Origin of the sequence: Deinococcus detaillensis, assembly GCF_007280555.1 — a bacterium.
GTDB lineage: Bacteria > Deinococcota > Deinococci > Deinococcales > Deinococcaceae > Deinococcus > Deinococcus detaillensis.
This window is the reverse complement of the sequence record NZ_VKDB01000012.1, coordinates 80993-104476: the sequence shown is the minus strand read 5'-3', so window position 1 is coordinate 104476 and position 23484 is coordinate 80993. Positions and strand designations below refer to the sequence as shown.

Here is a 23484-nt window from a genome sequence, read left to right as displayed (position 1 = left end):
TAGCTCAGCTGGTAGAGCACTACCTTGCCAAGGTAGATGTCGCGCGTTCGAATCGCGTCTCCCGCTCCATGTCACAAGCCGTCCCTCTAGTACTAGAGCGGGCGGCTTTTTTGTTGCTCTTCTTCCTTACTCACTGATTTTTCTCAGCGCCCAGGCCGTCAAACGCGGCAGTACGCAGCCGTACACAATAGGAAACAAAAACCCAAGTTTCAAACTCGCCTCCTGCAATGGCATGGGAAGCTGTCGATCTAATTGCTGTTGCCTGTGCTGTACAGCGTCTTGCCGAAGCAAGTGTGCTGGTGCGATCCGGTTCGAGCAGTCCAAAGTTGAGTAAGCTGAGCTCAAGTGGCAGCAGGTAGTCAGTTGGTGCGGCTACCCGTGAGAGAATAAACTAATGTCTGACCTTTCTCCCTTTGAATTCAGGATTCACAGCCGTGATGGCCGCGCCCGAACAGCCCACTTCGCCACGCCGCACGGCACCGTCCAGACACCGATGTTTATGCCAGTGGGCACGCAGGGAAGCGTGAAAGGCATCAGCGCCGACGAGCTGCTCGAAATCAAGTCGCAGATGATTTTGGGCAACACTTACCACTTGATGCTGCGGCCCGGCGCAGAGATGGTAGCGGCTCACGGCGGGCTACCTGGATTCACGGCTTATCCTGGCCCTTTCCTCACCGATTCTGGCGGCTTTCAAGTGATGAGCTTGGGACACATGCGAAAGATCACTGAGGAAGGCGTAGTCTTTAAAAGTCACCTTGATGGCTCGCCAATTCACCTGACGCCGGAGCGCAGCATTGAAGTGCAGCAGCTTCTCGGCGCAGATGTGATGATGGCTTTCGACGAATGTCCACCGTTTCCGGCTGAGGAGCGTTACATCAAAGCCAGTTTGGAGCGCACGGTGCGCTGGCTTGAGCGCTGCTTGACCTTCAAGACCCGTGACGATCAAGCGCTGTTCGCTATCGTCCAGGGGGGTATTCACCCGCATCTGCGTCAGCAAAGCTTAGACGCCACTTTGCCGTTCAGTACGCCCGGTTTCGCGATTGGTGGGCTGGCGGTGGGGGAGAGCAAAGAGGAGATGTTCCTGGCGGTGGCCTTCACGGCGCAGCGCCTGCCCGAAAACAAACCGCGTTACTTGATGGGTGTGGGTCATCCCGAGGACTTGGTGGCGGGTATCGCGCTGGGGGTGGATATGTTCGACTGCGTGTACCCCACCCGCACGGGCCGCTTTGGATACGCCCTGACCGACGATGGGCGGATCAACATGAACAGCGCTGCGCCGAGACAACAACTCATTCCCATTGACGCCGACTGCGACTGTTACGCCTGCACCCACCACACCCGCGCTTACCTTGCCCATTTGGTCAAAGCCGAGGAAATGCTCGCGCCGCGCTTACTGTCGCTGCACAATCTGCGCTACCTACATCGCTTGGTGGAGCGGGCACGGGCGGCGATTGAAGCGGGTGAGTTTCAAGCGTGGGCGACGGAGTGGGGTGAGCGCTACTTTAAGCGTCCTTCGAATGCGGACGGTTCGGCTCAGGCGCTGCCGGAATGGTTTGCCCGTGCGGTGCGTGGGGAGGGTTAGCCCGCTCAGCTTCGGCCAGCGTATTTTTCCACTGGCTCAGCACGGTGGCGATGATCACCAAACCTCCTCCTAGCAAGCCGCGCAGGCCAACACGCTCACCGATCAGCACGAAGCTAAACAGACTGGCAGTGACGGGTTCGAGCGCGTAGATGATGCTGGCCTCGGCGGCGCTGACCCAACGTTGGCCGGTGGTTTGCAGCAAGGTGGTCAGGCTGGTGGCAACGACGCCCAAATACAGCAACCCGCCCCACTGAGCGCTCGGCGGCAGCAGTTCTGCGCCGGAGAGCAGCGCCCATAGCCACGCCAACACGGTGACGCTGGCGAGCTGCACCAAAGTGAAAGGCAGTGCGGCGTGGTGCTGAGCAGTGCGGTCTAAAGTCAAAATAAAACCCGCGTAACTCACGGCGCAGACCAGCGCCCACAAATCACCCACGACCAGCGCCCCGCCTTCCCACGACAGCAGCGCTAAGCCGGTGACGGCCAAAGCCACCGCCGACCAGAGGAAAACGCTCAGCGGGCGGCGCAGAGCAATGGCTTGCCACAGCGGCACCAGCACCACACTCAGGGCCGTGATAAAAGCGGCGCGGTTGGCCGAGGTGGTTTGCAGGGCAATGGTTTGTGTGCCGTAGCCGACGATCAGCCACGCCCCGACCAGCAGCCCGTCTTTCCAGAGTGAGCGCTGAGGCGTGGTGGAGGAATTGGAACCGGCTGAAGGCGTGGGAGAGAAGCGTCGCCAAAATAATAGCAGCGGCAAGGTGGCTAGCGTGCCGATGGTAAAACGCCAGGCGATCAAGACTTGCGGCGAGAGTGTTTCGCCAAGCGTTTTGACGATGGCAAAGGTGCTGCCCCAAATGCAGGTGACGACGATGAGGAGGGCGATTCCGAGGGTATGGCGAGGCATCCGGCTGAGTCTAGCGGCTTTGGTCGGCGGCGCGTTTCTAAAGGTCTGATCGGCTGGGCATCATCTGGGTCATCTGGAAGTTTTTAGACTGGATGAATGAAGATAAAGAAGATGTTCTCCGCTTCCCTCCCGCTGTTGGCCGCCCTGTCGCTGGGTCTGGCGTCGGCTCAGACTGCTCCCGCCGTCGTAGCCGCGCCGATGTCTGCCGCCGAGGCCGCTCAGAAGGCTAGCGACCTCGCCGCCCAGGCCCGCTCCACCTTGCCCAAGGCCGATTGGAACATTGACCGCACGCCCTGGAAACAAGCCGCCGCCGCCGCCGACCAAGCGGTGAACGCCGAGCCGAACAATCCCGACTACTTGCAGCTGCGGGCCAACATCTATACCGATGTGGGTTTTTGGAAGCAGGCCGAGCGCTCGTGGGACACCTATTTGACGCTCAAGCCTGACGACAATGCGGCCCGCATCAAAGCTGCCAGCGTGCAGTACAACATGGGTTACGCCGCTTACAGCCGGGGTGATTTGGTGAGTGCGCCGATGTTCTTCGCAAAGTGCAATCAGTTGCAGCCCAGCGACGTGGCCTGCGTCATTTGGAACGCCCGCGTGGCGCTGGAAGGCGGTGACTACGCGGGTGCCACGGCGCTTTACCAGCAGGCCGCTCAGCTCGCGCCAACCGATAAGACGGTGCCTTACTTTTTGCAGATTGCCCAGAACGCGGGTAAATACGGCCCCGCCGCCACCACCGCTTTTAGCCGGGCTTATGAAGCGCTCGATAAAGGCAACAAAGCCAAGGCCCTGACGCTTTATCAGCAGGCCACCGCCGCCGCGCCTAACTTCCTGACGGCTTGGCGCGAGCAGGGGCGTTTGGCCTTGGAGCTCGGCAATTTGCCCGCCGCCACCGCCGCATACACCGCCGCCGTGACTTTGCCGGAAGCCAGCGCCGCCGACAAGTACAACCTCAGCGTCGTGCAAGAAGCCCAGCAAGTCGGCCTGCCCGCCACCCAAGCGTTTAGGGCTGCTTATACCAAGTACACCTCGGGCGACAAAGCGGGCGCGGAAGCTGGCTTTGTTCAGGCCACTCAGCTGAGTCCCAAGTACGCTAAAGCGTGGGCTTGGGCGGGCCGCCTCGCTTACGAGCGCCAAGCTTATCCGGTGGCCGCCTCGGCGTATGGACAAGCTGCCGCGCTTGATCCGAATGACAAGACCAGCGCTTATTATTTGAAGCTGGCTCAGCAAGGGAAGTAATTGGGAAATGGGGACAGCGCTCTTGGTACGGAGCGCTGTCCCCATTGTTTTCTTTTTACTTTGCCGCTGCCAAAATAGTTTGACGCTCTTCCCAGTACATCCGGCCCCGCACTTCCGATTCGGCTTGCCAGCGCTCCGGATCATGGTCTTCGCCCAAAAATTCCGAGCGGGCGCGGTCATCTTCCTCAGTGGGAAGCCAGGTTCGCACGCGGGTGTGCCACTCACCCAAGATGGCCCAGCCGATAGCACTGAGTTTGTCCGGCACGCTGGGCGAACCCAGGGTTGGGCCGACGTACAAAAATCGGGCTTCCGGCGCGGCGACTTCCGGCAAATGGTCAATCACGCTGGTCGGCCCTCGGCGCGACACCACCAAGTCGTAAGGGCCGCGCAGCATCATTGACAACACGCTCTTGCCGTCCCACACGGCGAAGGCGGCTTGGGGAACTTTTTGGCGGGCGATTTTAATAAACTCTTCCTCGCGGTCGTAGCCTGTCCACGCGGCGGCGTAGCTGCCGAAGCGGGCCGCGTCCTTGCCGTCGGCACAGCCGGCTTCCAGCACCCACATGCCGCCCGCGATCAGGTTCGACAGCAGGGCGTCGTAGATCAACTCGGGGTCGGGGCCGTCGGTGTGGCGTTTCCACGGGTGGTCATAGGTTCCCAACTCGCGGGCTATCTTGGAATACCACTCACGGGAATGCGGCTTCATCACTTTTAAGAGTTTAGCAGCCGTTTGAACTCACAGTCACTTGAACTCAGGGCTGCGTCTCGTTGGTGCTGGCCTTGAAAGGCACGGCAACGACTGGCCCCGCCGCTTGCCGCTGCGCCCAGACTTGGTCGCGGGCATTCAGGACGTGGCCGCTGCGCCGGACCTCACGAATCAGGCTAAGGTCTAAGTCGTGGATGAGCCAGTCCGGGACGTTGAAATCGCCTGCCGCCACGATCCCGCTTTCGGGCAAGCCATTGTCGGCGGGTGCGTAGATGGCGACTGCGCCCACCGCCGTTTCAATGGCGTAACTCCACGGTGCGTCGGCGAGGCAAGGTGCGTGAACAGCGTAGATCTGATTCTCCAAGGCGCGGGCCATGCCGCCTACCCGCACCCGCGTGTAGCCGTGCGCGGAGCCGCTAAAACTGGGAATCAGCAGCACTTCTATACCCGCCGCCGCTTGCTGGCGGGCAAAGTCAGGAAACTCGGCGTCATAACAGATATTGACGCCGAGCTTGCCGTACTCAGTGTCAAAGACTTTGACGCCCTCACCGCTGCCAATACTCCATTCCTCAGCTTCAAAGCGGGTCATCACCAACTTATCTTGAAAGCCGGCTTGCCCGTCCGGCCCGAAGAAGTGAGCGCGGTTGACGAAGTGGCCAGCCGCTGCCTCAACTGGAAAGCTGCCCGCCAACACATAGACGCCGTACTGACGGGCCAAGCGGGCGTGCAGCTCCAAGAAGGCTGGCAAGAAGGTTTGCAGCGGTTCCCGTTGAGCCTGAACATCGTCCCAGAGTGCGGGCGGTAGCAAGCTGATCAGTTCGAGTGAGGCGTACTCGGGAAAGATCAGCACGCCTGCTTGGCCCGCCGCGCCCCGGGCCACCCAAGCGCTGAGCCGAGCTTCGTACTCATCCCAGTGGGAGTAAGGCTGGCAGAGGTAAGCGGCGGCGGCGACACACAGGAAAGTCACTGCCAGAGTCTAGAGCAACGGTGGGCTACGGACGGCCTACGGCTTAAGGTCGGGGCTCCTTAAAAGCGGATATTTTGTTGCAACGTCGAAGCCAGATTGAGCGTGGCGAGGCAGCCCAACGCTCCGTCGTTGAAGGTGGCGTTCAGTGCAAGGGTAGCGGTGTTGGGCGTTGCAGTCCCGTTTTTTGTGACGATGGCCTTGAAGTCGCTCCACTTGGCTTTGAGCATCATGGTGCTGCTGGACACGCTGTAGCCGCTGGCCGTTTTGGTGAGGGTCAAGATGGTGTTGGGGCTGGTGCTCACCGTCTGGCTGCCGCCGCTGTCTTTGACCGTCAGGCTGAGCGTGTTGACGGTCATGGTCAGGGGACTCGCGCCCGGCGCACACGCCAAGGTCACGCCGCTAATCACGATGGGAATATCTAGGCCCGAAGGATTTTGGAGTGCGGAGGGCAAGCTGCTGGGATCGAAATCGCCAAAAGCAATCGCCGAGCTGGTAAACGGCACGGTGAAGAGTGCCTGGGCTTGCAAGCTCAGTGGCGTGGCTCCAGAAGCGCTCATCGTACCCGTCAATTGGGCATTGGCTAAGGGGATCACGCTGACTGCCGTATTGTCGGCCGCGCTCTGAATGATCGAATTGCAACCGGCCAACGTCAACGCGCCCACCAAAACCAAGCCCGCTTGATAGATTTTCACGATTTACTCCCTTTGCTCTCATCTAGAGCACGCAATTTGAGAGTAACAGTGAGTCTGTTAAAAATCTGTTAAATTTTTTGGTATCCGGCCTTACTTTTTCGGGGGTCCAATATCTTAAGGAGCCATGAAGGCATTCACATCAGAGCCCTGAAGACCGCCGCTGTTTAGTGAGACGCCTCTGCTTTTTGGCCCCGTTTGCCGCTGACCTCTTCACGTACTTCGGCCACCAGTAGAGTGCAGGCTTCTGCGCAGGGGATGCCGCCCGGCACGCCGTCAAAAAAGGTTTGGTGCAAGGTTTCGTCCGCCCACAAGCGGGTCTTGAGGCAGCCGCCGCAAATCTCGCTCGCCACCGTTTCGACTTGTTGGGGCGTGGCTTTTTGCACTTTGGCATAAATGCCAGTCTGGCGTCGGGCGGTGGCGGCCCAGGGCGTGCAGCGCAGCGCGTGGTGATGCTGGGCGTAGCTTTCTTCCACCACGGCTGGATACAAAAAGTGTAGGGCGCGGGGAAAGTCTTGCTCGGACAGTACTGCTCGCCAGCCCCGCGCCAAATTCCGCAGTGTGTGAACGGGCCGGTACTCGCCGCCCTCATCCAGCCGAACTTGGTCACGCACGCCTTCAGGAGTGACCACTGTTTTCAGGCCTTCGTTGGCCTTACCTTCGTCGAGGGCGTGACGGATTTCCACCATGCCCGCCATAGAGCGCAGCAGCACCTCGCCGATGCGCAGCGGGCCAACGCTCAGGCGCTGCCGCACGGCGTTCCAAGCGTCTTGGTGGCCGCGTTCGAGGTCGCCGCCTCTGTCGCTGGCTCCGTGCGCTTCCTCGGCGAGTTGCACGATCACTTCGGCTATCGCTGGATGGGTGCCGACGGGCTTGCTGTAATACATGGTTTGCGTCTGGCCTTCGGTTCCAGGCCGCTCAAACACCGTGACCTCTCCGGTCAGGCCGATGTCTTCGGGAATGGTTTCGAGCGTGTGCCAGCCTTCGGAAGCGAAAAACGGCACCAGTACGATGTTTTTGGCTTTGACGTGTTGCTGCCAGCCGGTAATTTTGGGTTCTTCGTCCAGAAAAAAAGCGTGGACTTCGGCAAATTTGCCGCTCTGACGCAGGCGCTCGGCGTTTTGATACACGATTTTGTTGCTGTTTTCGTTGCGGGTGGTGCCGTGTCCCAGCACGATCAAGGCCGTGTCTTCGGCATTGAGATCTGGATAGGCTTCGTGGGCGCGGGCCACGATCACTTCGCTCATGCGCGGATGCACGCCGTAGGGCAAGGTGTATCGCACCGTGCGCCCCCCGATGATGCGGGCCACACCGGACGGCGGCACCGGCCCTTGGTGGCCGAGGCCGAGTTCGCGCGGAATCACCGTTTCAGTGAAGTACCCCTCGCTAATAAACATCGGAATGACGGTGACATCGGTGTATCGCACGGTTCTGAGCACTTGGCGCAGCGACGGCTCTTCTTTCCAGTAGCCTTCCACCACCTCGTCAAACAGGCCGTGACTTCGCAGCAAGTCGGCGTAAGCGTAGACCGCCGCCGCCGATTCGGGATTGAGGTGGGAGCCGTGACCAATGAGCACCAGTGAACGCATAGTGGTAAATCTAGCGCCCAGCCGCGCTCGGCCTTGTGAGATCGGTTGTTGTTTGGGTTATTTGTCCTGCTCGGCGGGCCGTTTTTTGGGTCAGATCTTGGGCTGGATCATCCCTTGGGCGTCGCCACTCAAGTTGCCGCGGCCAAGCTGTCTGCCAGAGCGTGCAGGTAATTGCCCAGCGTTTCGGGGCGCTCCACCTGCTCGTTGGCGTGGGGGCGCAGCAGCGGCAGCGAACCGACCTGCACTGCCCAGCCCGCCACCGACAGCATCGCTTCGTCGTTGTCGCTGTCGCCAAAGGCCGTGACCCGCTCCATCGGGACGCCAAGCTGATGGGCAATGACGCTCAGGGCCGCGCCTTTGTCTGCGCCGCTGGGCGTCACCGTCAAAAAATCGGGGTAAGGCGGCTGGGCACCGGTATACACCAACTGAGCGTGCTGGCCGCGCAGAGTGTCGCGCCAGCTCGCCACTTCGGGGTGGTAAAAGCCCACTTTGATAATTTCGCTCGCCGGAGCTTCGCTGAGCGGGTAGTGTTCCCGCCGCACCAACCATTCGGGGGCAGCGACTCCGGGCGGCATGTCGACGTAAAGGGCGCTGCTGGTAAAGGCGATCACGCGGGCGTTGCCGAGCTGGTGGGCCAGCACCGACGCCAACTCTTCTTCGCTGAAGCGCAGTTCTTGATGCACCCGCCCCGCGAACTCGATGCGCCCGCCGTTGCTGGTGGCCACCGCCGCCGGTTGCGCCGCGTCCAGTACGCCGGAAGGTGGATGGTCGCGTCCGGTAACGATGGCCGTCTGAATCCCCAGACCGCGCAGCCGCCCAAGGGCCGTTTGGGTATGCTTGGGCACGCTCAGGCTGGCTTCCAGAATCAAAGTGCCGTCGAGATCGAAGGCGAGCAGTTGGGGGCGGTGTGTGGGCAAAGACATGGCTTTAAGCTAACGCAAGTGAAGGAGCTGCGGAGCAAGGCGGCGACTGCGCTTCAGATGCGTTCCGGAAAAGAGAGCACAAAAAAAGAGAAAGACCCGGGAGTCTTTCTCTTGAGCTTAAAATATTAAGCCGAGCAATGTTCTAACGAGGTGTTAGAACTTACCAGCGATTGCCGCCGCCACTGCGTGCGAAGTTACCGCCGCCGCCACTGCCGCCGCGATCACTTTCGGGAGCCGCTTTGGTGACCACGATGTTGGCGGCTTGGGGGCCACGACCATTCTTGCCGGGTTCGATATCGAACTCGACTTCATCGCCTTCATTGAGCTTGCGAAAGCCCGTCGCCTTGATGGCGCTGTAGTGCGCGAACACGTCAGGCTGACCTTCGCACTCGATGAAACCGAAACCTTTTTCCGCGTTAAACCACTTTACTCGTCCTGCAGCCATACATCTCCTTGAGTCATTCCAAGTAAAACCACACACTTGTTCGTTGATAGGTGCGGGGTCTCGACCTTTTGGCGAACTTGGAACTTCCACATTTTCACCGCTCTGACGTTCCTACATTGTGGATTACGCTACAAAGTGGGTCATTTGACCCGTACCAGATTAAAAAATCCGCCCTTCTCAGGCGGCGATAAAACCAAGATAGCGTGGTATTCAGGAGAAGTCAAATTCATGCACCGGAAAGTCGCGTGGCAGAGGGCGTTCGGACTTTACTCGACTGACCCGATTACCGCTTTTGCCAGTTCCCGCGCCACGGCTGGCCCCACCAGATCGGCTTTCTCGCCGCCGAGCAGCAGCCAGTGGCGCTCGGTCAGCGGCTCAAACAGCGGCCAGCCCCCTTGTGGGAGGGCTAACCAAGCGCCCGGCACGTCACTGACGCTGCGGCCCAGCTCAAGCGCGGCGGTGCCGAGAGCGGGTAGAACGTCCATGGCCCTCAGCACGTCTTCTAGGGTTTCGCGGCGCAGGCCCACCGGTACGCCGCTCAGTCGCCCGCCAGTGGGCGCGTAGCCGTGCGGGTCGCGGTGATGAACCGGCGGCACGAGGGTCAGGCCCCCGGCGTAGGGCCGCAAGGTCAGGCCCGCCGCCCGGAGAACCGCAGTGGTGTCGCTGGTGGCGACGTTGAGGCGCGGCAACTGCCGGTAAGCCCGCGCATGGTGCGTCACGCTGCCCAGCGCGTTTTCGGCAAGGTGCGGCCCCTCGGCTCCGGCGGCCACGATCACCTGCCCCGCCTCAAGCAGGTGCGTTTCGTGAACGACGATCTGGTGGGTGTTGGTGACGCTGAGGCGGCTGAGTTTGACGCCAGTCTGGATCGGCTGAGCTTTCACGTTCAGCATCAAATCGGCCCCCGTCCGAACGGCGCTCTGGGCGGCGCGAGTGGTCAGCGAGGCGGCGCTGTAACTCAGGGCCAGAGGATCGAGGCGGGCGAAAGGCAAGGCGTCGAAGTCTGCGAGGTCGGCGGGCAGGCCGCGCACTTCACGGCTGGGCCTGCTGCCCTCCACGCTGTTTGCCAGCAGCTCCACCAGGCCGCGCGGTAAAGTCGGCGCGTCGCTCTGGCCGGCCTTGCCCAACCCGCCGTCTTCAGGGCTGAGGTCGCCCGTGAGCAGGCGGCGCGTCCAGTCGGCCTGTGCGCGTTTGCCGGGCGGCACGTCGAGCGCCGTCCAGATGCCGGGAGCCAAAATGGTCGCGCCTTCTTCATTGGGCAGGCCGCCCTGATCGAGCAGCAGCAGCTTGAGACTGGGGCGCTCCAGCATCAAAAAATGCGCCGCCAAGCTCCCCATCCGCCCCGCACCCAGCACCACCACGTCGTAGGGCACCGGCTCAAACGTTTGGCCGACGTGCGCGTAGACGTTACCCATTTTCTCGGCTCAGTGTCTGCTGCATCTCCGAGCAGTATGGCCCGCTCTCACCGGCTGGGGGGCGGTTCTCACGTCATCCACCAACAAAATTGGTTAAGCTAGCCTTCATGCGTCTGCCCCCTGCGCTGCCCATCCTTGCCTTCGCTCTGTTGGCCGCCCCATCTGCCGCCGCCCAAAACGTGCGTATTTTGATTGCCAGCAGCGCGGCGCTGAGTGTCAACACCGCGCCCAGCACCGCCCTTTCTACGTCCACGACCCGCTGGAACATCGGGGTGCGCGGCGGCAAGCTGACCCTCGGCGGCCAAGACACCGGCAGCGAGGTACTGAGTTTGCCGCCCAATGCTGGCGGCACGCTGGAAGTCGCGGGCCACCGCTACCGGGGCGGACTGACCGTGCGGGCGGTGGGAAGCGGGGTGCAGGCCATCAACGTGGTGGACATCGAAGAGTACTTGCGCGGCGTGGTGCCTGCCGAAATGCCGCCGCTGTGGCCGCAGGCGGCGGTGCGGGCGCAGGCCATCATTGCGCGCACCTACGCGGCGGCCCGCATCAATCCGGCTGCGCCTTACGATTTGTGCTCCACCACCCAGTGCCAAGTCTACGGGGGCGTGGCCAAGGAGCACCCGCTTTCAGACGCGGCGGTGCTCTCGACCCGCGCCGAAGTGGTCAGCAGCGGCGGCAAGTTGGCCGACACTTACTTTTCGGCGGATTCCGGCGGCTACACGGCCAGCAGCTTGGAGGCCTGGGGCCGCGACATCTCTTACCTCAGGGCGCAGCCCGATCCGGCGTCGCCCAGCGCTCAAAAACCCTGGGTGATCGTCTCGGCGCTCGGCACGGTGCAGGAGGTGGCGGCCCGCTACGGCGTGCGGCTGGGCAAACTCAGCGCCCTGAGCGTCAGCAAAGCCAGCACCTCGGGCCGGGTGATGGAACTGAATCTGGTGGGTGAGCTCGGCAGCAAGACGCTGGCCGGGGCTAACGCGGGCGGCTTTTTGCGCTCGCTGGGGGCCAAGTCTTCCAAGGTGCGCCTCAGCCTAGACAGCGCGGCCCTGACGCTGACCGGCTCCGGCTCCGGGCACGGCGTGGGGCTGTCGCAGTGGGGAGCGAGGGGGATGGCCCAGAGCGGCAAAAGCGATCTGGCGCTGCTGGACTTTTACTACCCCGGCGCGAGCGTGAGTGTGCTGACCGAGAGCCAAGCCGACGCGCCAGGGCCGCAACTCGGGCCGACGTTGCCGCTCTCAGCGGCGGCGCGGCGCGGCTTTGGGCCTGCTTTGACGGCCTCTGCTGCTGAGCAGTCGAACCCAGATCCTCTCCGTGCGCCTGCGTTCAGTCCATTCGAACTGGCCAACCTGTCCAGCCCTCCGCTTTTCCCGATGTCGCTTCCGGCTGATCTGTGACCCTGTGATCCGTCAGGCCGCGCCGCTTCCCCCGCTGACACCGCGCCCGCACAGCCGCGCCGCTTCGCTGCTGGCCGGTTTGCTGGTGCTTGGCCTCGGCACGGCGCAGGCCCGCACGGTGCGGATTATTCAGGCCGACCGGCTCGAGCTGAGCAAAGTGGACGATCAAGACATCGTGGTGATCAGCGGCGACAGGGTAGAGCTGCGAATAGACGACGACGTGGTGACGGCCACCCGCGTGGAATTTAACCGCAGCCGCCGCACCCTGACGCTGATTGGGCCGGGGCGCTACGACGCGGTGGACGCCAGCGGCGCGGTGCAGCACCTCGGCGGCTCGGATTTGGTGGTCAACCTCGGCAATCAGGCGATCAGCGGCGAAGACGTGATTATCAGCGACGCTGAATTGGAGATTCGCGGTGAGATGGTGGAGCGCATTCCGGGCCAGCTCACCGCTCAGAACAGCTATTTCACGCCCTGCGCCAAGTGTGGGCGCACCCCCGACGATTACGCCTTCAGGGCCAAGCGGCTGCTGCTGTATCCCGGCGACCGACTGATTGGCTACCAGGCCACCTTGCTGCTGGCAGGTACGCCGGTGCTGTACTTGCCGATCGTGGCGCTGCCGCTCAACGACCCCTCGCGCCAGCCTAAGCTCAGCTACACCAACGACAAGGTTGATGGACGCACCTTCAAAGCAGATTTGCCGTTCGCGTTCAGCAGCAATACGCTGGGCACCACCTTCCTGCGCTACTACCAAAACCGCGCTCCGAGTTTCGGCGGCGGCGGCGAATTCACCGTCTACGCGCCGCTGCCGTACTTAGACCGCCTGAACGTCTACGGCCTGGCCGAACCCAACCCCGCCGACGCGCAGGGCAACTTCACCAGCGGTTACGCCATTGATTTCAACTTTGCCGCCAAAGGCCACGCCGACTTGGACAACACCGCGCCGGGCGGCCTGGTGTACAGCGTCTCCGGCGTCCGCAAAGCTATCGGGCTGCTCGACAGCGACCCCAACAAGGGCGTGACCGCCATCAACGCGCAGGCCGACGTAACGGTGATCAATGTCAAGGGTGTCAACAACGTCAAAATCGGTGTGACGGTGGCTGATCAGCGCGGGTTAGATCCGGCCCTGACCTTGGCCGCGCCGCTTAAGAAACCGGAAGTGGTGATCGACCCTGATCCGTATCTGGTGACGTACCGGAGCGGCAGCACCCTCAGCGCCGATTTCAAGTTCACGGTGGGCGACTACGAGGCCGCCAGCAACCCGCTCAGCCGCTCGGCGGTGCTGCAGGGCCCCAACTACGCCGCCGCCCGCCTGCAAGAAGAACACCAGATTACTTATCTGGCCCGCCCCTGGCGCAATGCGGATCTCAATATCAGTAACACCTTCACGGGCCGCTATTACCTGACTGGTCAGCGCACGGTGGATTTGAGTATCGGCGGCAGCTTGACTCAGGCGTTTGGGGTGCGGGCCTCCAGCGGCGGGTACGCGCCTCTCTACAGCGCTTACGGCACGCCGATCAACTTGCCGAGCAGCGCGGGCAGTTTCACCGTCAAATACACGTACTTGCGCCGCGAGGGAGTCAGTCCCTTTGCCTTCGACCAGATTCAGAGCAAGCTGCTTAGCGCTCCGGTGGGCTTCGCGCTCAACCTGACGCCCGCTTCCGGCGTGGCTGTCCGGCTCACGCAGGACTACGATTTGGTGTTGCCTGCCGACAAGCAGCAGCCCGCCGACCTCAACATCAGCGTGGCGCAGGAGCCGCTGCAGCTCAGCCTCGATGTCAAGCACGACTTTTTTGAAGGCCAACTGGAAAGTGTGACTGGGAGCGGTTCATTCGGCGCGTCGGCGGCTCGGGGGCTCAACGTTTCGTTTGCGGGCAGCTACGATTACCGAACCGGCCCCGCGCCTTTTACCACCACCGTCAAGGCGATTGGCGGCGTAAGAACCAACACCTTTGGGGTGTCGCTGGTGCAAGACCTCAAAAAGCGGGAGCTGCAAAGCGTGACGGTCAGCGCGGGCGCGGTGGCCACCCGTGACGCGGTTCTCAATCCGGTGACGCTGAGCCTCAGCGAAACGGTTAATTTGCAGTCGCCCAGCGTGGGCGGCACGCTGAATGTCAACTGGCGCGACTACGCTTTTTCCAGCACCCACAACCTAACCTTGCCCAAAGGCAGCGTGCAGAATCCGGGCACGCCCAATGCCTACACCAACGACACGGTGTATTTCAGCGTGGGCAATTTGCCGGGCGGATACTCGCCCAACCAGAACTCGGCCAGCACCGCGCCCAGCAGCGTGAATTGGAACCTCAAATACGGCGGCCCCTACGATCTGGGCAACACCGAGTGGACGCGCCCCAGTCTCACGGCGGCGCTCACCTCTACCCGCCCGGCTCAGCGCCTGAGCGCCCAAGTCAGTTTGGCGACGCCCGGCAGCTTGCAAAAAGACGCTTTTTATGTGCAGAGTGCCAGCCTCAGCGGCGACTGGCAATTTGGCCGCCGGGTGGCGCTCAGCGGGCTGGCCAGCTACACCCGCGCTCCGGTCTACGGCCCCAATCAGCCATTGAATGAGACCCTGAGTTTGCAGCCGCTGGCCTTCAATTTCACCTTTGGCCGCCAGGACAAACCCGACGCCTCGCTGACCGCCACCTTCCAGCAAACGCTGAGTTGGGTCAACGGGGTGCGCACCGACACCGCCCCGCTGCAACCCGTCTTGCTGCTGACCGTCGACCGCTGCTGCTGGGCTTTTCAGGCCGAGATCAATCCGGTGGCCAAGCGCTTCCGAATCGGATTGGTGATTCCGGGTGCGGGCAGCATCTCGGCGTTTGACAACACCGCCGGGGTCAGCACTTTTCCGGTCTTTAACTTGAACAAGTGAATATTTAAACAAGTGCATCAAGTCTGCTGCTCCACTTTCTCTTTCTTCTTCCTTCCGAAAGGAGCCACCATGCGCCGCTCAATGTTTTTCTTGCCGCTTCTCCTTCCCGCCGTGCTGAGCGCCTGCACCGGCACCACCGAAGACGCCGTGACCATTCGGCTGGCGGTGTTGTCGGGCACCGGCAGCGCGGCCGCGCTCAGCACCGTGGACGTCGGCAAAACGGGGGTGCAGCAAACTGCTGGCGTGCCGAACGCGGTTGACCTGGCAACTTTGCCAGGCGGCAGCAAATTGGCCCTGCTCTACACGGATCACCTTGAAACCCGCGACGCCAACTTGGCCAATCCGGTTTCGCAGCCCAATCCCACTGACGCGGCCTTTAGGCCCTGCTACGTCAAGTTGGAAGTCAGCGCCGCGCTCGACCGTTTGGCGGCGCTCTCGGACTGCGGCAATGGAGCGCTGCAACAGGTGGTGGTGTGGCGCAGCGACGGCAGCGTGTCCTTTAGCGCCACCTTGCCCGCGCCGACGCCCAGCACGCCGCTGCAAACCCGTCTGGCGGTGCAGGGCGACACGGTCTGGGCGGTGCATCCGGCGGTGGGCAGCGGCTCGGAGCTGCTGCGGGTCAGCCGCAACAGCGACGGCAGCAGCAGTCTCGCCTCGCCGGTCAGCGTGCCGACCATCAACGATCTGGCCCTTTTCAAGGGAGCGCTGTACGCGGCGGCGGCCAGTGGGGTGCAGACGCTGAGCAGCAGCGGCACCCTCACGGCGCTGCCCGCCACCACCCAGCTCAACACCCCCGCCAGCAACTTGTACAGCAGTGACCGCTTGCTGGGGGCTTGGCAAAGCGGCTCCAGCGCTCCGCTGCTGATCTGGAACGGCACCAAGACCGGCATCCCCGCTTATTTTAGCGATCTGCGCGACGTAACCTACGCGCCCGACGCCACCCTCTACAGTTTAGACGCCACCACCCTGACCCAGTTTGACAGCGCTTACGGCTTGGCAGGCAACGGCTGGCGCAACGCTCCCCTGGCCACTTTCAACAACCCCCGCGCTGTGACTTGGCTGGTGCCGATCACCGCGCCGGTCAGCCCTCCAGCTCAGCCCTGACTCCGCTCAGCTTTCGGCAGCGCCCTTACCCTGCCCAGCGTCAGGCGGCTGCCCAGTGCCGCGCCCAGCAGATCAAACCACCAATCGCTGATGCCCGCCTCGCGCCCCGGCACGAAGGCCTGGTGAACTTCATCAAAGGCCCCGAACCAAGCCGCCAGCACCCAGCCCAGCGTCCACGAACCGCTGGCGCGGGCGGCGCAAAACCCCAGCGCGGCGTAGCTGACAAAGTGAGCGGCCCAGTCGAGCGGGTGCGGCAAGGGAATGCCGATGGGGTCGGCGCGGCTGCTCAGCACCCAGATCACGGCCATCAGTGCCAGCGTGGGCAGCCACCAGAGGCGGTTGGCGGGCGGATGCGGGGCAGGGGAGAGAGGAGCCGTCACTCGCCCCGCTCCGCCGGATGCTCCACCAGCTCGATGAGGGTGCCGCCGCTCCATTTGGGGTGCAAAAAGGCCACCCGCGTTCCGGCGCGTCCGGCTTGGGGCTCTGCGCTGATAAAGACCGCGCCCAACGTCGAGAGCCGCTGCATTTCGGCTGCCAAGTCACTGACCCGGAAGGCCAGATGATGCAGGCCCGCGCCGCGCTTGGCCAAAAAAGTGGCGATGGGACTGCTCTCACGGGTGGGCATCAGCAGTTCGATCAAGCTGCCGCCGATCTCAAAGGCCCGCACCCGCACCCCCTGTCCCGGCACGTCTTCGTCTGGCCCTTCCGGGCGCAAGTTGAGCGCCAAGTAAGCCGCGCTGCCGCTGTCTAAGTCGGGCGTGGCCACCGCGATGTGGTCTAAAGTCAGGCCGCTGAGATAAGGAGCGGCGAGGGCGCTTGAAGCAGTCATCTGAGCAGTTTAGCGTCTGGGTGGTTGAGTGTCTGGGCCATGTATCTGGGCAGTTGAGCGCTGATTCCCATGCAGAGGAGCCTGCTCAGGATGCCCGGCGCTGACTTTGACCCAGCGTCCGGTTTAAGCACTGAATCTGGCCCAAATACTGAACGGGGGAGCTGGCCGCTTGCCTTTCTCCGGCCCGGCGGGTCAAACTGCTGGCGTGCTCGAACAGCCTGAAACTTCATGGCCGCCGCTCCTGAGCGTCCTCACCGAGCAGCCGCACCCCCTCAATCAACTGGCCGCGCAACTCAACCTCAGCTTGGCCCAACTTGGGGGGCAAGCGGGCGAGCTGCAACATCTGGGCGTGCCACTTGAGCGCTCGGCGGCGGGCTTGGCACTGGCGACCGGCACACCGACGGTGCAGGCGCTGCGGGCGGCGGGCTTCGCGGGCGCTTACCGCTACTTGCCGCAGGTCGGCAGCACCCAAGACGAAGTGCGGCGCTGGGCGGACGACGCGGCTGGGCCGGCTCCGGCGGGCGCGGTGGTGCTGGCCGAGCAGCAACTCGCCGGACGTGGGCGGCGCGGGCGAACCTGGGCGGCGCAGCGGCAACGGGGAAGCGCCCTGCTTTTTAGTGTGCTGCTGCGGCCTGAGCCCTCAACCGAGCTGGCGCTGTGGCCGCTGGCGGCGGGGGTGGCGCTGCGGGAAGCTTGCCTGAGCGTGTTGCCGCCCGGCTCGATTTTGCCGGGCCTCAAATGGCCCAACGACCTCATCACGCCGGATGGCCGCAAGCTGGCAGGCATTTTGCTGGAAGTGGGCGTGCGCGGCAGCGCGGCGCAGCGGGCGGTGCTGGGCATAGGGATAAACGTCACGGTGGCCCCCGAGTTGCCGGCGGCGGATTCGGGCCGCTCGGCGGCGTGCTTGGCCGATTTGCTGCCGCCGCAGACAACTTTTGCCTTCAACCGCGCCGAGCTGCTGGCCACCGTGCTGGCTTCGCTCACAGTTTGGCTCAGCGCTCCCAGGCACACCGTCTTGGCCGCGTGGCGCAGTGCCAGTTTCACGCTGGGCAAAGACGTGCGGGTGCAGACCTCCGGCGGGCCAGTCAGCGGACGGGCGCTGGACCTGAGCGATCAGGGCGAACTGCTGGTGCAAGTCGGCGCGGGCCAGATCCTGACCATCGGCGCGGGGGATGTGGAACTGATCGGTGCGCTCCGCTAGACTCGGGATCTCAGCCCCTGGTTTGAGTGCCCACCCCAAAGGAGAATCATGACCCAGCCTACTTATCCCACTTTATCCAACGTCGCCGTCTCTCAACCCGGCCTGATCCGCAGCGCCGCGCTCGTGCTCGGCGGCGCGGCGCTGGTGGCCGTCTGCGCCCAGATCAGCATTCCGATGTATCCGGTGCCGCTGACCTTGCAAACGCTGGCGGTGCTGCTGGTCGGTGCAGCGCTCGGCAGCCGCAAAGGAGTCGCCGCGATGCTGACCTACTTGGCAGCGGGCGCGGCGGGCCTTCCCGTCTTCGCGGGCGGGGGTGCGTCGCTGCTGAGCGCCAAAACCGGACACCTGACGCCCACGCTGGGCTACCTGCTCGGCTTCGTGCTGGCGGCGGGCTTGGTGGGATTGTTGGTGGAGCGCTTCGCCGCTGACCGTACCCCGCTCGGCACTGCGCTGGCGATGCTGGCGGGCAACGCGGTGATTTATATTCCGGGCTTGCTGCTGCTCGGTATCCTGACCGGCCTCAAAGGGCAAGGCCTGCTGGCGGCGGGCTTGACGCCATTTTTGCTGGGCGACGTCATCAAATTGGCGCTGGGCGCGGCGCTGCTGCCGGGCGCTTGGGCACTTTTGCGACGCCGCTGAGCTCACTCCACCTCAACGTAAATCTCCAAACTTATCCACAGGCTTATCCACAGGGCCTGTGGATAACTTGTGGATAAGGTCAGTGAGGAACTAAAACAGCCGCTTCATCAGAAAGGCTCAAAGCCGTTCCAGACGAATCAAAACCCATTTATTCGCGGCGCTGAACGTTCTCAAAAGTTATCCACAGTGAAACGGAGGGTTGTGGATAACTTTTGTTTAACGGCGCTTTTTGGCCTCCCAGTGATCGTTCAGCGGCTCCTCAGCGCTGACTCGGGCCGTCAGCTCGGCGCACCGCTTCCACGAAAGCCCGTACCAGAGCCGGGTCTTTATGACCGGGGCGAACTTCTAAAGCGCTGACTGCGTCCACCCCAGCCGGACGCAGAGCGCTGATGGCCTGCGCCACGTTGCTCGGCCCCAAACCGCCCGCCAGCCAAGCGCCCGCCGGAAATGCGGGGGCCAGCGCGGGCCAGTCGAGCGGCTGCCCGCTGCCCGGCTGCGGAGCGTCCAACATCAGCGTGATGGAGCTGCCGAGTGCGGGGACATCGATCTGACCCAAGTCGGCGGGGCGCACCACCCGCACCACCGGGTAAAAGCTCGCCAATTCTGCCCACTCAGCGCTGCTGTAGCGGTCATGAATCTGCACGGCGGACAAGCGGGTAGCGTCGGCGAGGCGCAGCACCTCTTCCGAGCTTTGATCCAAAAAGACGCCCACCCGCCCCACGCTCGGCTCCACCGCCAGCGAAATCTGCCGCGCCGCCGCCGCGTCAATGCGCCGCTTGCTGACTGGCGCAAAAATCAGTCCGATGGCGTCCGCGCCCGCCTCAGCCGCGCTTAAAGCGTCACTGAGATTGGTGGTGCCACAGATTTTGACGCGGGTGCGGGCAAAAGACATGGCGAGTAAGCTAGCACACCCGGCGGCCAAGGTGTTGGGGGCATTTGGCTCAGGCCGCGCCGAAGGCCTGGCGCAGCGACAACGCGAACACCTGAAAACTCAGGCCCGGATTGGCGTAAGCTTCCAGCGCTCCTTGTAGGGCTTCGAGGGCCGTGTCTGCCGCCGCCCGCACTGCGCCCGCCTCGGGCTGCCAAACGAAGCGCAGCGCTTCGGGATGAAGCGCTGCCGAGAAGGTTTTTTCCAGCGCGGCGGCGGCCTCAAAAGCGGGCCACAGTCCTTCCCGCACCGCGTCTGTGAGGGTGCGGGCATCGGAGAGCGCCGAACGCACCGCTTCCACATCGCTGAGCAGTCCGGCGCGGCCAGCAGCGAAGGCCAGCAGTTCGGCGTCAACCGCGCAGCCTTCTTGCTGCAAGTACTTTGCCAAATCGCTCTGCGGCGCGGGCGGCACACCGAGGCGGCTGGAGCGGCTCACTAACGTGGGCAACACCGATCGCACGTCCTCGGCCAGCAGCACGAACAGGGCGCGGTGCGGCGGTTCCTCGATCAGTTTGAGCAGGGCATTGGCGGTTTCTGCGTTGAGGTGCTCGGCACCGTCAATGATGACGACCCGCCGCCGGTAAGTGGGACGCACTTCCAAAAACTCGTAGACGTGCTGCTCGTAGTCTTTGTCGCGGTCACGCGAGGCCAGCACCGCGCCGATCGGAATGATTTTGCGCCGGGCAGCTTTGCCGGTGCTGGTGATGGTGCGCGGAGCCAGCACCAGCACGTCGGGGTGAAGGCCCAGTGCGGCGGCGCGGCACGAAGCGCACTCGCCGCACGGCGCTTCCTGAGGCCCCCGCTGAGCGCAGTTGTGCAGCGCCGCCACCACGCTGGCCAGCGCCCGCTTGCCCACCCGCGCCGGGCCGGTCAGCAGCCAAGCATTGCTCTGCGTCTGCGCGAGCGGAGGCAGCAAAGCCGCGTGCGCGTCCGGCAGGCGCGGCAAACGGGGCGGGGCGAGCGTCATGGCTGCATCCATAAGCCGCCTCTCGCCCTTTTTCTGAACATACTCATTTGCCCAAAAACAATCGAGCGCCCAGCACTTCCGGCAGGCCCGCCGCGTTCACGTCGGCCTGCACCTGAGCGATGTCGTAATCGACCCGGAACACCTGGAAGTTATTGCGGGCGCTATCGAAAATGGCGTAGCTGGCCTGCGGATTGCCGTCGCGGGGCTGGCCCACCGAGCCGGGATTCAAAATCACTCTGGCGCTGGGGGGCACCATGTAACTGCCGCCCTGCACGAAAGCCTGGTGCTTGATCCACTCGCCCACCGGCGCATTGAGGGTGGCGTAGACGGCGGGGTGGTGGGTGTGCCCGACAAAAGCCAGCCGCCCGTGCCACCCCGAAAAGGCTTCTCTCGCTGCCGTCACCGAATCGGTGTAGTCGTCCAAGCTGGTGGGGCTGCCGTGGCGGTAGCGTGCGCCGATGACCGGATCGTCCATGCCGTCGCGCCAACTGCGAATCCAGCCCAAATCGCGCTCGGAGAGGCGTTCGAGCTGCCACGCCAGCGCCTGCGACACGATACTGACCCGCATATTGAGACCGTCGGCGCGGTCGAGCAACATCTGGTCGTGGTTGCCCATCATGCACACGGCGTCGAGTGTTCTGAGCGCTTCCAGCACCTCGCGGGGATGCGGGCCGTACCCCAGCGCGTCGCCCAGATGAACAACGTGACTGAAATTACGGCCTTGAGCATCGTTTAACACGGCTTCAAGCGCGGTGTAGTTGGCATGAATATCGGAAATCAACAGCAGCCGCACGTCTGCATCATAGCGGCTGGGCAACGCAGAGATGTCCTGAGTCGCCGCTCTGTGCGCTTATCCGCGTCAGCCGCCCGCTATGCTGAGGCGTATGTCTGCTTTGGTTGTTTCGCCCAGCGAGGTTTGGAGTGATGTCTACGGGGCAGTTCACGCCCGTTTTGAAGGCCGCGTCGGCGGGCATGCTTGGCTCGTCGCCGCCGCCCCTGAAACGGCGCGGGCCACCGCCGACGCTCTGAGCGCCCTGCTCGCGGCAGAGGGCCAGCTCATCAAAGGCCACCTCGAACTGCTCATTCACGACCACCTGACGCCGTTGGAACGTACGCTGAGCGCCCAACCTTTCAGCGGCGTAGTGGTCATCGGCGCGGCTGTGGCGGCTGGCCCAGCGGTGCAGGTGGCTCAGCAGATGCAAGAAGCCGAAAGCGGCCTGAGCTATCTGGAAGGCGGCGCGTTTCCGGCGTGGCAGGCGGCTCTGGTGCTCAGCGGCGCGGGCGAGTCGGGCGAGAACGCCGCCGCGAGTGTCTGCGCCGCGCACAGCGTTGCGGTGGTGGTCTGTCCAGCGCAGCGTTTGGCTGAAGTTTTGCTGCTGTGGGCAGGCGGTCTGCCGCAGGGACTGGCCCAACTCGGCTGAGGGTAAGGCCGAGCGTTCCGCTTTTACGGTTGCTTGCTTCCGCAGCCTCTAGACTGCCCGGCGTGAGCGCCGCCCCCTTGCTGATGACCCAGTTGCCGATGATCCAGTTGCCGCCCGTCAAGCACCTGTATGTGCATGTGCCGTTTTGCCCCAGCATTTGCCCGTACTGCGATTTTCATGTGCTGACGCGCCGCAGCGGGCAAGTCGAAGCCTACCTGGCGCAGCTTGAGCGCGAGGCGGCGTATCTGGCGGCGACCTATCCCACCGATTTGGAGACGGTCTACCTCGGCGGCGGCACGCCCAGTTTTCTCAGGGACGACGAACTCGCCCAGCTGACCCAGACCATTCGCCGTCATCTGGGCTGGGGACGCTTGGAAAACACCTTGGAAGTCAATCCCGGCACCGTTTCAGCCTCCAGGGCACAGCACTGGCGCAGCCTTGGCTTTGACCGCGCTTCGGTGGGCGTCCAGAGCTTGGACGATCCGACCCTCAAATTTCTGGGCCGTCAGCACGACGCAGAGCAGGCCAGCAGCGCGGTGGAGTTGCTGGCAGCGGCGGGGTTCCGGGTCAGCGGTGATCTGATCACGGCGGTGGCGGGGCAGCCCCTAGAGCGTGACATCGCTGGACTCTTGGCGCTGGGGGTGGGGCACGTCAGCGCGTATACCCTCACCATCGAACCCGGTACGCCGTTTGCCCGCCGGGGTGTCAAGGTCAACGAGGATGACGAGCAGATGGGATTTGAGCGCACCGCCGAGCTGCTGACCGATGCGGGGCTGGAGCGCTACGAGATCAGCAATTACGCCCGCCCGGGCGAGCAGTCGCGCCACAACAGCGCTTACTGGCAAAACCGTTTTTATCTGGGGCTGGGGCCGGGCGCGGCGGGCCATTACCCCACCCAGCAGGCCGGACTGAGGGCCGAGCGGCGCACCAATCCGCACCTCCACGACTGGCTGGCCCACGACTTTGCGGCGGGGCCAGCCGCCGAATCAGAAGCGGTAGACGCCGAGGAGCACGTCACCGACGCTCTGTTCATGGGTCTGCGAACCCGTGCTGGCGTGGACTTGGCCGCCTTGTCGCTCTCCAGCGGCTTAGAGGTGACCCAGCGCTACGCAGGGCCGCTGGAGCGCAACCTCAAAGCGGGCCTGCTGACCTTGGACGGCGCGGTGCTGCGGGCCACGGCGCGGGGCTGGTGGCTGCTCAACAAAGTGCTGGGCGATTTTGTCAATGGGTAGCGGAGAGGGTGAGAGGGTCGCCCCGGCTCAGGAAGACACGCTCAGCGAGGCGTTGAGCCATTGCGAAAACTCCGGCGAGGAGCGGTCGACCGGCAGGGCCACGATTTCCGGCACCTCATAAGGGTGGTGTTCTTTGATATAGCGCTCCAGCTCCGGATAGCGCTCACCGTTGGTTTTGATGATCAGCAGGGTTTCGGGTTCCTCGGCCACTTCGTTGCCCCAACGGTAGACGGTTTGCAGACCCGGCACAATATTGACGCAGCCCGCCAAGCGGTGTTCGACCAAGCCCCGCGCCAATTCGGCTGCGCCCGCAGGCGGCACCGTGACCATCACGACTAAAGACATGGCACTGAGTTTAGAGCATCCAGCGGGCCTTTCGGTGAAGTGCCGCTCGGTGAAGCGGGGAAGGATGGAACGGAGTACGAAAAGCTTGACCCGAAAAAA

At 63.4% G+C, this 23484-nt stretch carries 23 protein-coding genes; 9 read left to right on the top strand and 14 right to left on the bottom strand.

What is annotated here, in order from left to right; genetic code table 11:
• Positions 1-394 precede the first annotated feature (394 nt).
• Positions 395-1582, top strand: a complete 1188-nt coding sequence (gene tgt, locus FNU79_RS11800; protein WP_143721030.1) for a tRNA guanosine(34) transglycosylase Tgt — start codon at positions 395-397, stop codon at positions 1580-1582.
• On the opposite strand, the gene FNU79_RS11795 is transcribed toward tgt, so the two are convergent.
• Positions 1503-2483, bottom strand: coding sequence for a DMT family transporter (locus FNU79_RS11795; protein WP_143721029.1), 981 nt, complete (start codon positions 2481-2483; stop codon positions 1503-1505). The two genes, tgt and FNU79_RS11795, sit on opposite strands and share 80 nt — an antisense overlap.
• A 96-nt stretch (positions 2484-2579) precedes the next feature.
• On the opposite strand from FNU79_RS11795, the gene FNU79_RS11790 reads away from it, so the two are divergent.
• Positions 2580-3725 carry a tetratricopeptide repeat protein gene (locus FNU79_RS11790; RefSeq protein WP_225430036.1) on the top strand — a complete coding sequence of 382 codons (1146 nt, stop codon included), beginning with the start codon at positions 2580-2582 and terminating at the stop codon, positions 3723-3725.
• A gap of 55 nt (positions 3726-3780) precedes the next feature.
• On the opposite strand, the gene FNU79_RS11785 is transcribed toward FNU79_RS11790, so the two are convergent.
• From FNU79_RS11785 to FNU79_RS11755, 7 genes are all read right to left on the bottom strand, one after another.
• Complete coding sequence (locus tag FNU79_RS11785; RefSeq protein WP_143721028.1) at positions 3781-4431, bottom strand: class I SAM-dependent methyltransferase; 651 nt, start codon at positions 4429-4431, stop codon at positions 3781-3783.
• Positions 4432-4477: 46 nt separating this feature from the next.
• Positions 4478-5398 (bottom strand): carbon-nitrogen hydrolase family protein, encoded by a 921-nt coding sequence (locus FNU79_RS11780; RefSeq protein ID WP_143721027.1) that lies wholly within the window; start codon positions 5396-5398, stop codon positions 4478-4480.
• 59 nt (positions 5399-5457) lie between these two features.
• On the bottom strand, positions 5458-6090 hold the full coding sequence (locus FNU79_RS11775; RefSeq protein WP_143721026.1) for a hypothetical protein: 633 nt from the start codon (positions 6088-6090) through the stop codon (positions 5458-5460).
• 164 nt (positions 6091-6254) lie between these two features.
• Positions 6255-7676, bottom strand: a complete 1422-nt coding sequence (locus tag FNU79_RS11770) for a DR2241 family protein (RefSeq protein ID WP_143721025.1) — start codon at positions 7674-7676, stop codon at positions 6255-6257.
• 128 nt (positions 7677-7804) lie between these two features.
• Positions 7805-8599, bottom strand: a complete 795-nt coding sequence (locus FNU79_RS11765) for an HAD hydrolase family protein (RefSeq protein ID WP_143721024.1) — start codon at positions 8597-8599, stop codon at positions 7805-7807.
• Positions 8600-8759: 160 nt separating this feature from the next.
• Positions 8760-9044: a cold-shock protein gene (locus tag FNU79_RS11760; RefSeq protein WP_124870906.1), complete on the bottom strand. Its 285-nt coding sequence runs from the start codon at positions 9042-9044 to the stop codon at positions 8760-8762.
• A 266-nt stretch (positions 9045-9310) separates the two neighbouring features.
• The gene (locus FNU79_RS11755) at positions 9311-10456 is read right to left on the bottom strand and encodes an FAD-dependent oxidoreductase (RefSeq protein WP_143721023.1); all 1146 of its coding nucleotides are present in this window, start codon (positions 10454-10456) and stop codon (positions 9311-9313) included.
• 107 nt (positions 10457-10563) lie between these two features.
• Between FNU79_RS11755 and FNU79_RS11750 the strand changes: the two genes are divergently transcribed.
• The 3 genes from FNU79_RS11750 (at position 10564) to FNU79_RS11740 (ending at position 15823) form a co-directional block, all read left to right on the top strand.
• Positions 10564-11847 (top strand): SpoIID/LytB domain-containing protein, encoded by a 1284-nt coding sequence (locus FNU79_RS11750; RefSeq protein WP_143721022.1) that lies wholly within the window; start codon positions 10564-10566, stop codon positions 11845-11847.
• Between the two features lie 4 nt (positions 11848-11851).
• Entirely contained in the window at positions 11852-14719 is a 2868-nt protein-coding gene (locus FNU79_RS11745) for an LPS-assembly protein LptD (RefSeq protein ID WP_143721021.1), read from the top strand.
• Between the two features lie 69 nt (positions 14720-14788).
• Entirely contained in the window at positions 14789-15823 is a 1035-nt protein-coding gene (locus tag FNU79_RS11740) for a hypothetical protein (protein ID WP_143721020.1), read from the top strand.
• On the opposite strand, the gene FNU79_RS11735 is transcribed toward FNU79_RS11740, so the two are convergent.
• Both FNU79_RS11735 and FNU79_RS11730 read right to left on the bottom strand, forming a co-directional pair.
• Positions 15814-16203, bottom strand: a complete 390-nt coding sequence (locus FNU79_RS11735) for a VanZ family protein (RefSeq protein WP_318636146.1) — start codon at positions 16201-16203, stop codon at positions 15814-15816. The genes FNU79_RS11740 and FNU79_RS11735 overlap by 10 nt on opposite strands.
• Positions 16200-16652, bottom strand: a complete 453-nt coding sequence (locus FNU79_RS11730) for a VOC family protein (RefSeq protein WP_143721018.1) — start codon at positions 16650-16652, stop codon at positions 16200-16202. Before FNU79_RS11730 ends, FNU79_RS11735 begins: the two co-directional genes overlap by 4 nt.
• Positions 16653-16857: 205 nt before the next feature.
• Between FNU79_RS11730 and FNU79_RS11725 the strand changes: the two genes are divergently transcribed.
• Complete coding sequence (locus FNU79_RS11725) at positions 16858-17853, top strand: biotin--[acetyl-CoA-carboxylase] ligase (protein ID WP_143721017.1); 996 nt, start codon at positions 16858-16860, stop codon at positions 17851-17853.
• 48 nt (positions 17854-17901) lie between these two features.
• A complete protein-coding gene (locus FNU79_RS11720; protein WP_143721016.1) occupies positions 17902-18492 on the top strand; it encodes a biotin transporter BioY in 591 nt (196 codons plus the stop codon).
• A 259-nt stretch (positions 18493-18751) separates the two neighbouring features.
• Here FNU79_RS11720 and FNU79_RS11715 read toward each other — a convergent pair whose 3' ends face one another.
• The 3 genes from FNU79_RS11715 to FNU79_RS11705 are packed head-to-tail and all read right to left on the bottom strand — an operon-like array spanning position 18752 to position 21180.
• Positions 18752-19384 carry a phosphoribosylanthranilate isomerase gene (locus tag FNU79_RS11715; RefSeq protein ID WP_143721015.1) on the bottom strand — a complete coding sequence of 211 codons (633 nt, stop codon included), beginning with the start codon at positions 19382-19384 and terminating at the stop codon, positions 18752-18754.
• Positions 19385-19433: 49 nt separating this feature from the next.
• Positions 19434-20387 (bottom strand): DNA polymerase III, encoded by a 954-nt coding sequence (locus tag FNU79_RS11710; protein WP_143721014.1) that lies wholly within the window; start codon positions 20385-20387, stop codon positions 19434-19436.
• A gap of 43 nt (positions 20388-20430) precedes the next feature.
• Positions 20431-21180: a metallophosphoesterase family protein gene (locus FNU79_RS11705; protein ID WP_143721013.1), complete on the bottom strand. Its 750-nt coding sequence runs from the start codon at positions 21178-21180 to the stop codon at positions 20431-20433.
• A gap of 91 nt (positions 21181-21271) precedes the next feature.
• On the opposite strand from FNU79_RS11705, the gene FNU79_RS11700 reads away from it, so the two are divergent.
• Positions 21272-21808 (top strand): hypothetical protein, encoded by a 537-nt coding sequence (locus FNU79_RS11700; protein WP_185974693.1) that lies wholly within the window; start codon positions 21272-21274, stop codon positions 21806-21808.
• 83 nt (positions 21809-21891) lie between these two features.
• Positions 21892-23040 carry a radical SAM family heme chaperone HemW gene (gene hemW / locus FNU79_RS11695; protein WP_143721041.1) on the top strand — a complete coding sequence of 383 codons (1149 nt, stop codon included), beginning with the start codon at positions 21892-21894 and terminating at the stop codon, positions 23038-23040.
• Positions 23041-23067: 27 nt separating this feature from the next.
• Here hemW and cutA read toward each other — a convergent pair whose 3' ends face one another.
• Complete coding sequence (gene cutA, locus FNU79_RS11690; RefSeq protein WP_124870939.1) at positions 23068-23385, bottom strand: divalent-cation tolerance protein CutA; 318 nt, start codon at positions 23383-23385, stop codon at positions 23068-23070.
• Positions 23386-23484 lie beyond the last annotated feature (99 nt).

What these genes read in the sequence shown, in the direction of transcription:
- FNU79_RS11710 (WP_143721014.1), bottom strand. Translation starts at nt 20,387, where the DNA reads ATGACGCTCGCCCCGCCCCGTTTGCCGCGCCTGCCGGACGCGCACGCG.
- FNU79_RS11715 (WP_143721015.1), bottom strand. Translation starts at nt 19,384, where the DNA reads ATGTCTTTTGCCCGCACCCGCGTCAAAATCTGTGGCACCACCAATCTC.
- FNU79_RS11760 (WP_124870906.1), bottom strand. Translation starts at nt 9,044, where the DNA reads ATGGCTGCAGGACGAGTAAAGTGGTTTAACGCGGAAAAAGGTTTCGGT.
- FNU79_RS11755 (WP_143721023.1), bottom strand. Translation starts at nt 10,456, where the DNA reads ATGGGTAACGTCTACGCGCACGTCGGCCAAACGTTTGAGCCGGTGCCC.
- FNU79_RS11740 (WP_143721020.1), top strand. Translation starts at nt 14,789, where the DNA reads ATGCGCCGCTCAATGTTTTTCTTGCCGCTTCTCCTTCCCGCCGTGCTG.
- cutA (WP_124870939.1), bottom strand. Translation starts at nt 23,385, where the DNA reads ATGTCTTTAGTCGTGATGGTCACGGTGCCGCCTGCGGGCGCAGCCGAA.
- tgt (WP_143721030.1), top strand. Translation starts at nt 395, where the DNA reads ATGTCTGACCTTTCTCCCTTTGAATTCAGGATTCACAGCCGTGATGGC.
- hemW (WP_143721041.1), top strand. Translation starts at nt 21,892, where the DNA reads ATGACCCAGTTGCCGATGATCCAGTTGCCGCCCGTCAAGCACCTGTAT.
- FNU79_RS11770 (WP_143721025.1), bottom strand. Translation starts at nt 7,676, where the DNA reads ATGCGTTCACTGGTGCTCATTGGTCACGGCTCCCACCTCAATCCCGAA.
- FNU79_RS11700 (WP_185974693.1), top strand. Translation starts at nt 21,272, where the DNA reads ATGTCTGCTTTGGTTGTTTCGCCCAGCGAGGTTTGGAGTGATGTCTAC.
- FNU79_RS11730 (WP_143721018.1), bottom strand. Translation starts at nt 16,652, where the DNA reads ATGACTGCTTCAAGCGCCCTCGCCGCTCCTTATCTCAGCGGCCTGACT.
- FNU79_RS11765 (WP_143721024.1), bottom strand. Translation starts at nt 8,599, where the DNA reads ATGTCTTTGCCCACACACCGCCCCCAACTGCTCGCCTTCGATCTCGAC.
- FNU79_RS11720 (WP_143721016.1), top strand. Translation starts at nt 17,902, where the DNA reads ATGACCCAGCCTACTTATCCCACTTTATCCAACGTCGCCGTCTCTCAA.
- FNU79_RS11790 (WP_225430036.1), top strand. Translation starts at nt 2,580, where the DNA reads ATGAAGATAAAGAAGATGTTCTCCGCTTCCCTCCCGCTGTTGGCCGCC.
- FNU79_RS11795 (WP_143721029.1), bottom strand. Translation starts at nt 2,483, where the DNA reads ATGCCTCGCCATACCCTCGGAATCGCCCTCCTCATCGTCGTCACCTGC.
- FNU79_RS11750 (WP_143721022.1), top strand. Translation starts at nt 10,564, where the DNA reads ATGCGTCTGCCCCCTGCGCTGCCCATCCTTGCCTTCGCTCTGTTGGCC.
- FNU79_RS11785 (WP_143721028.1), bottom strand. Translation starts at nt 4,431, where the DNA reads ATGAAGCCGCATTCCCGTGAGTGGTATTCCAAGATAGCCCGCGAGTTG.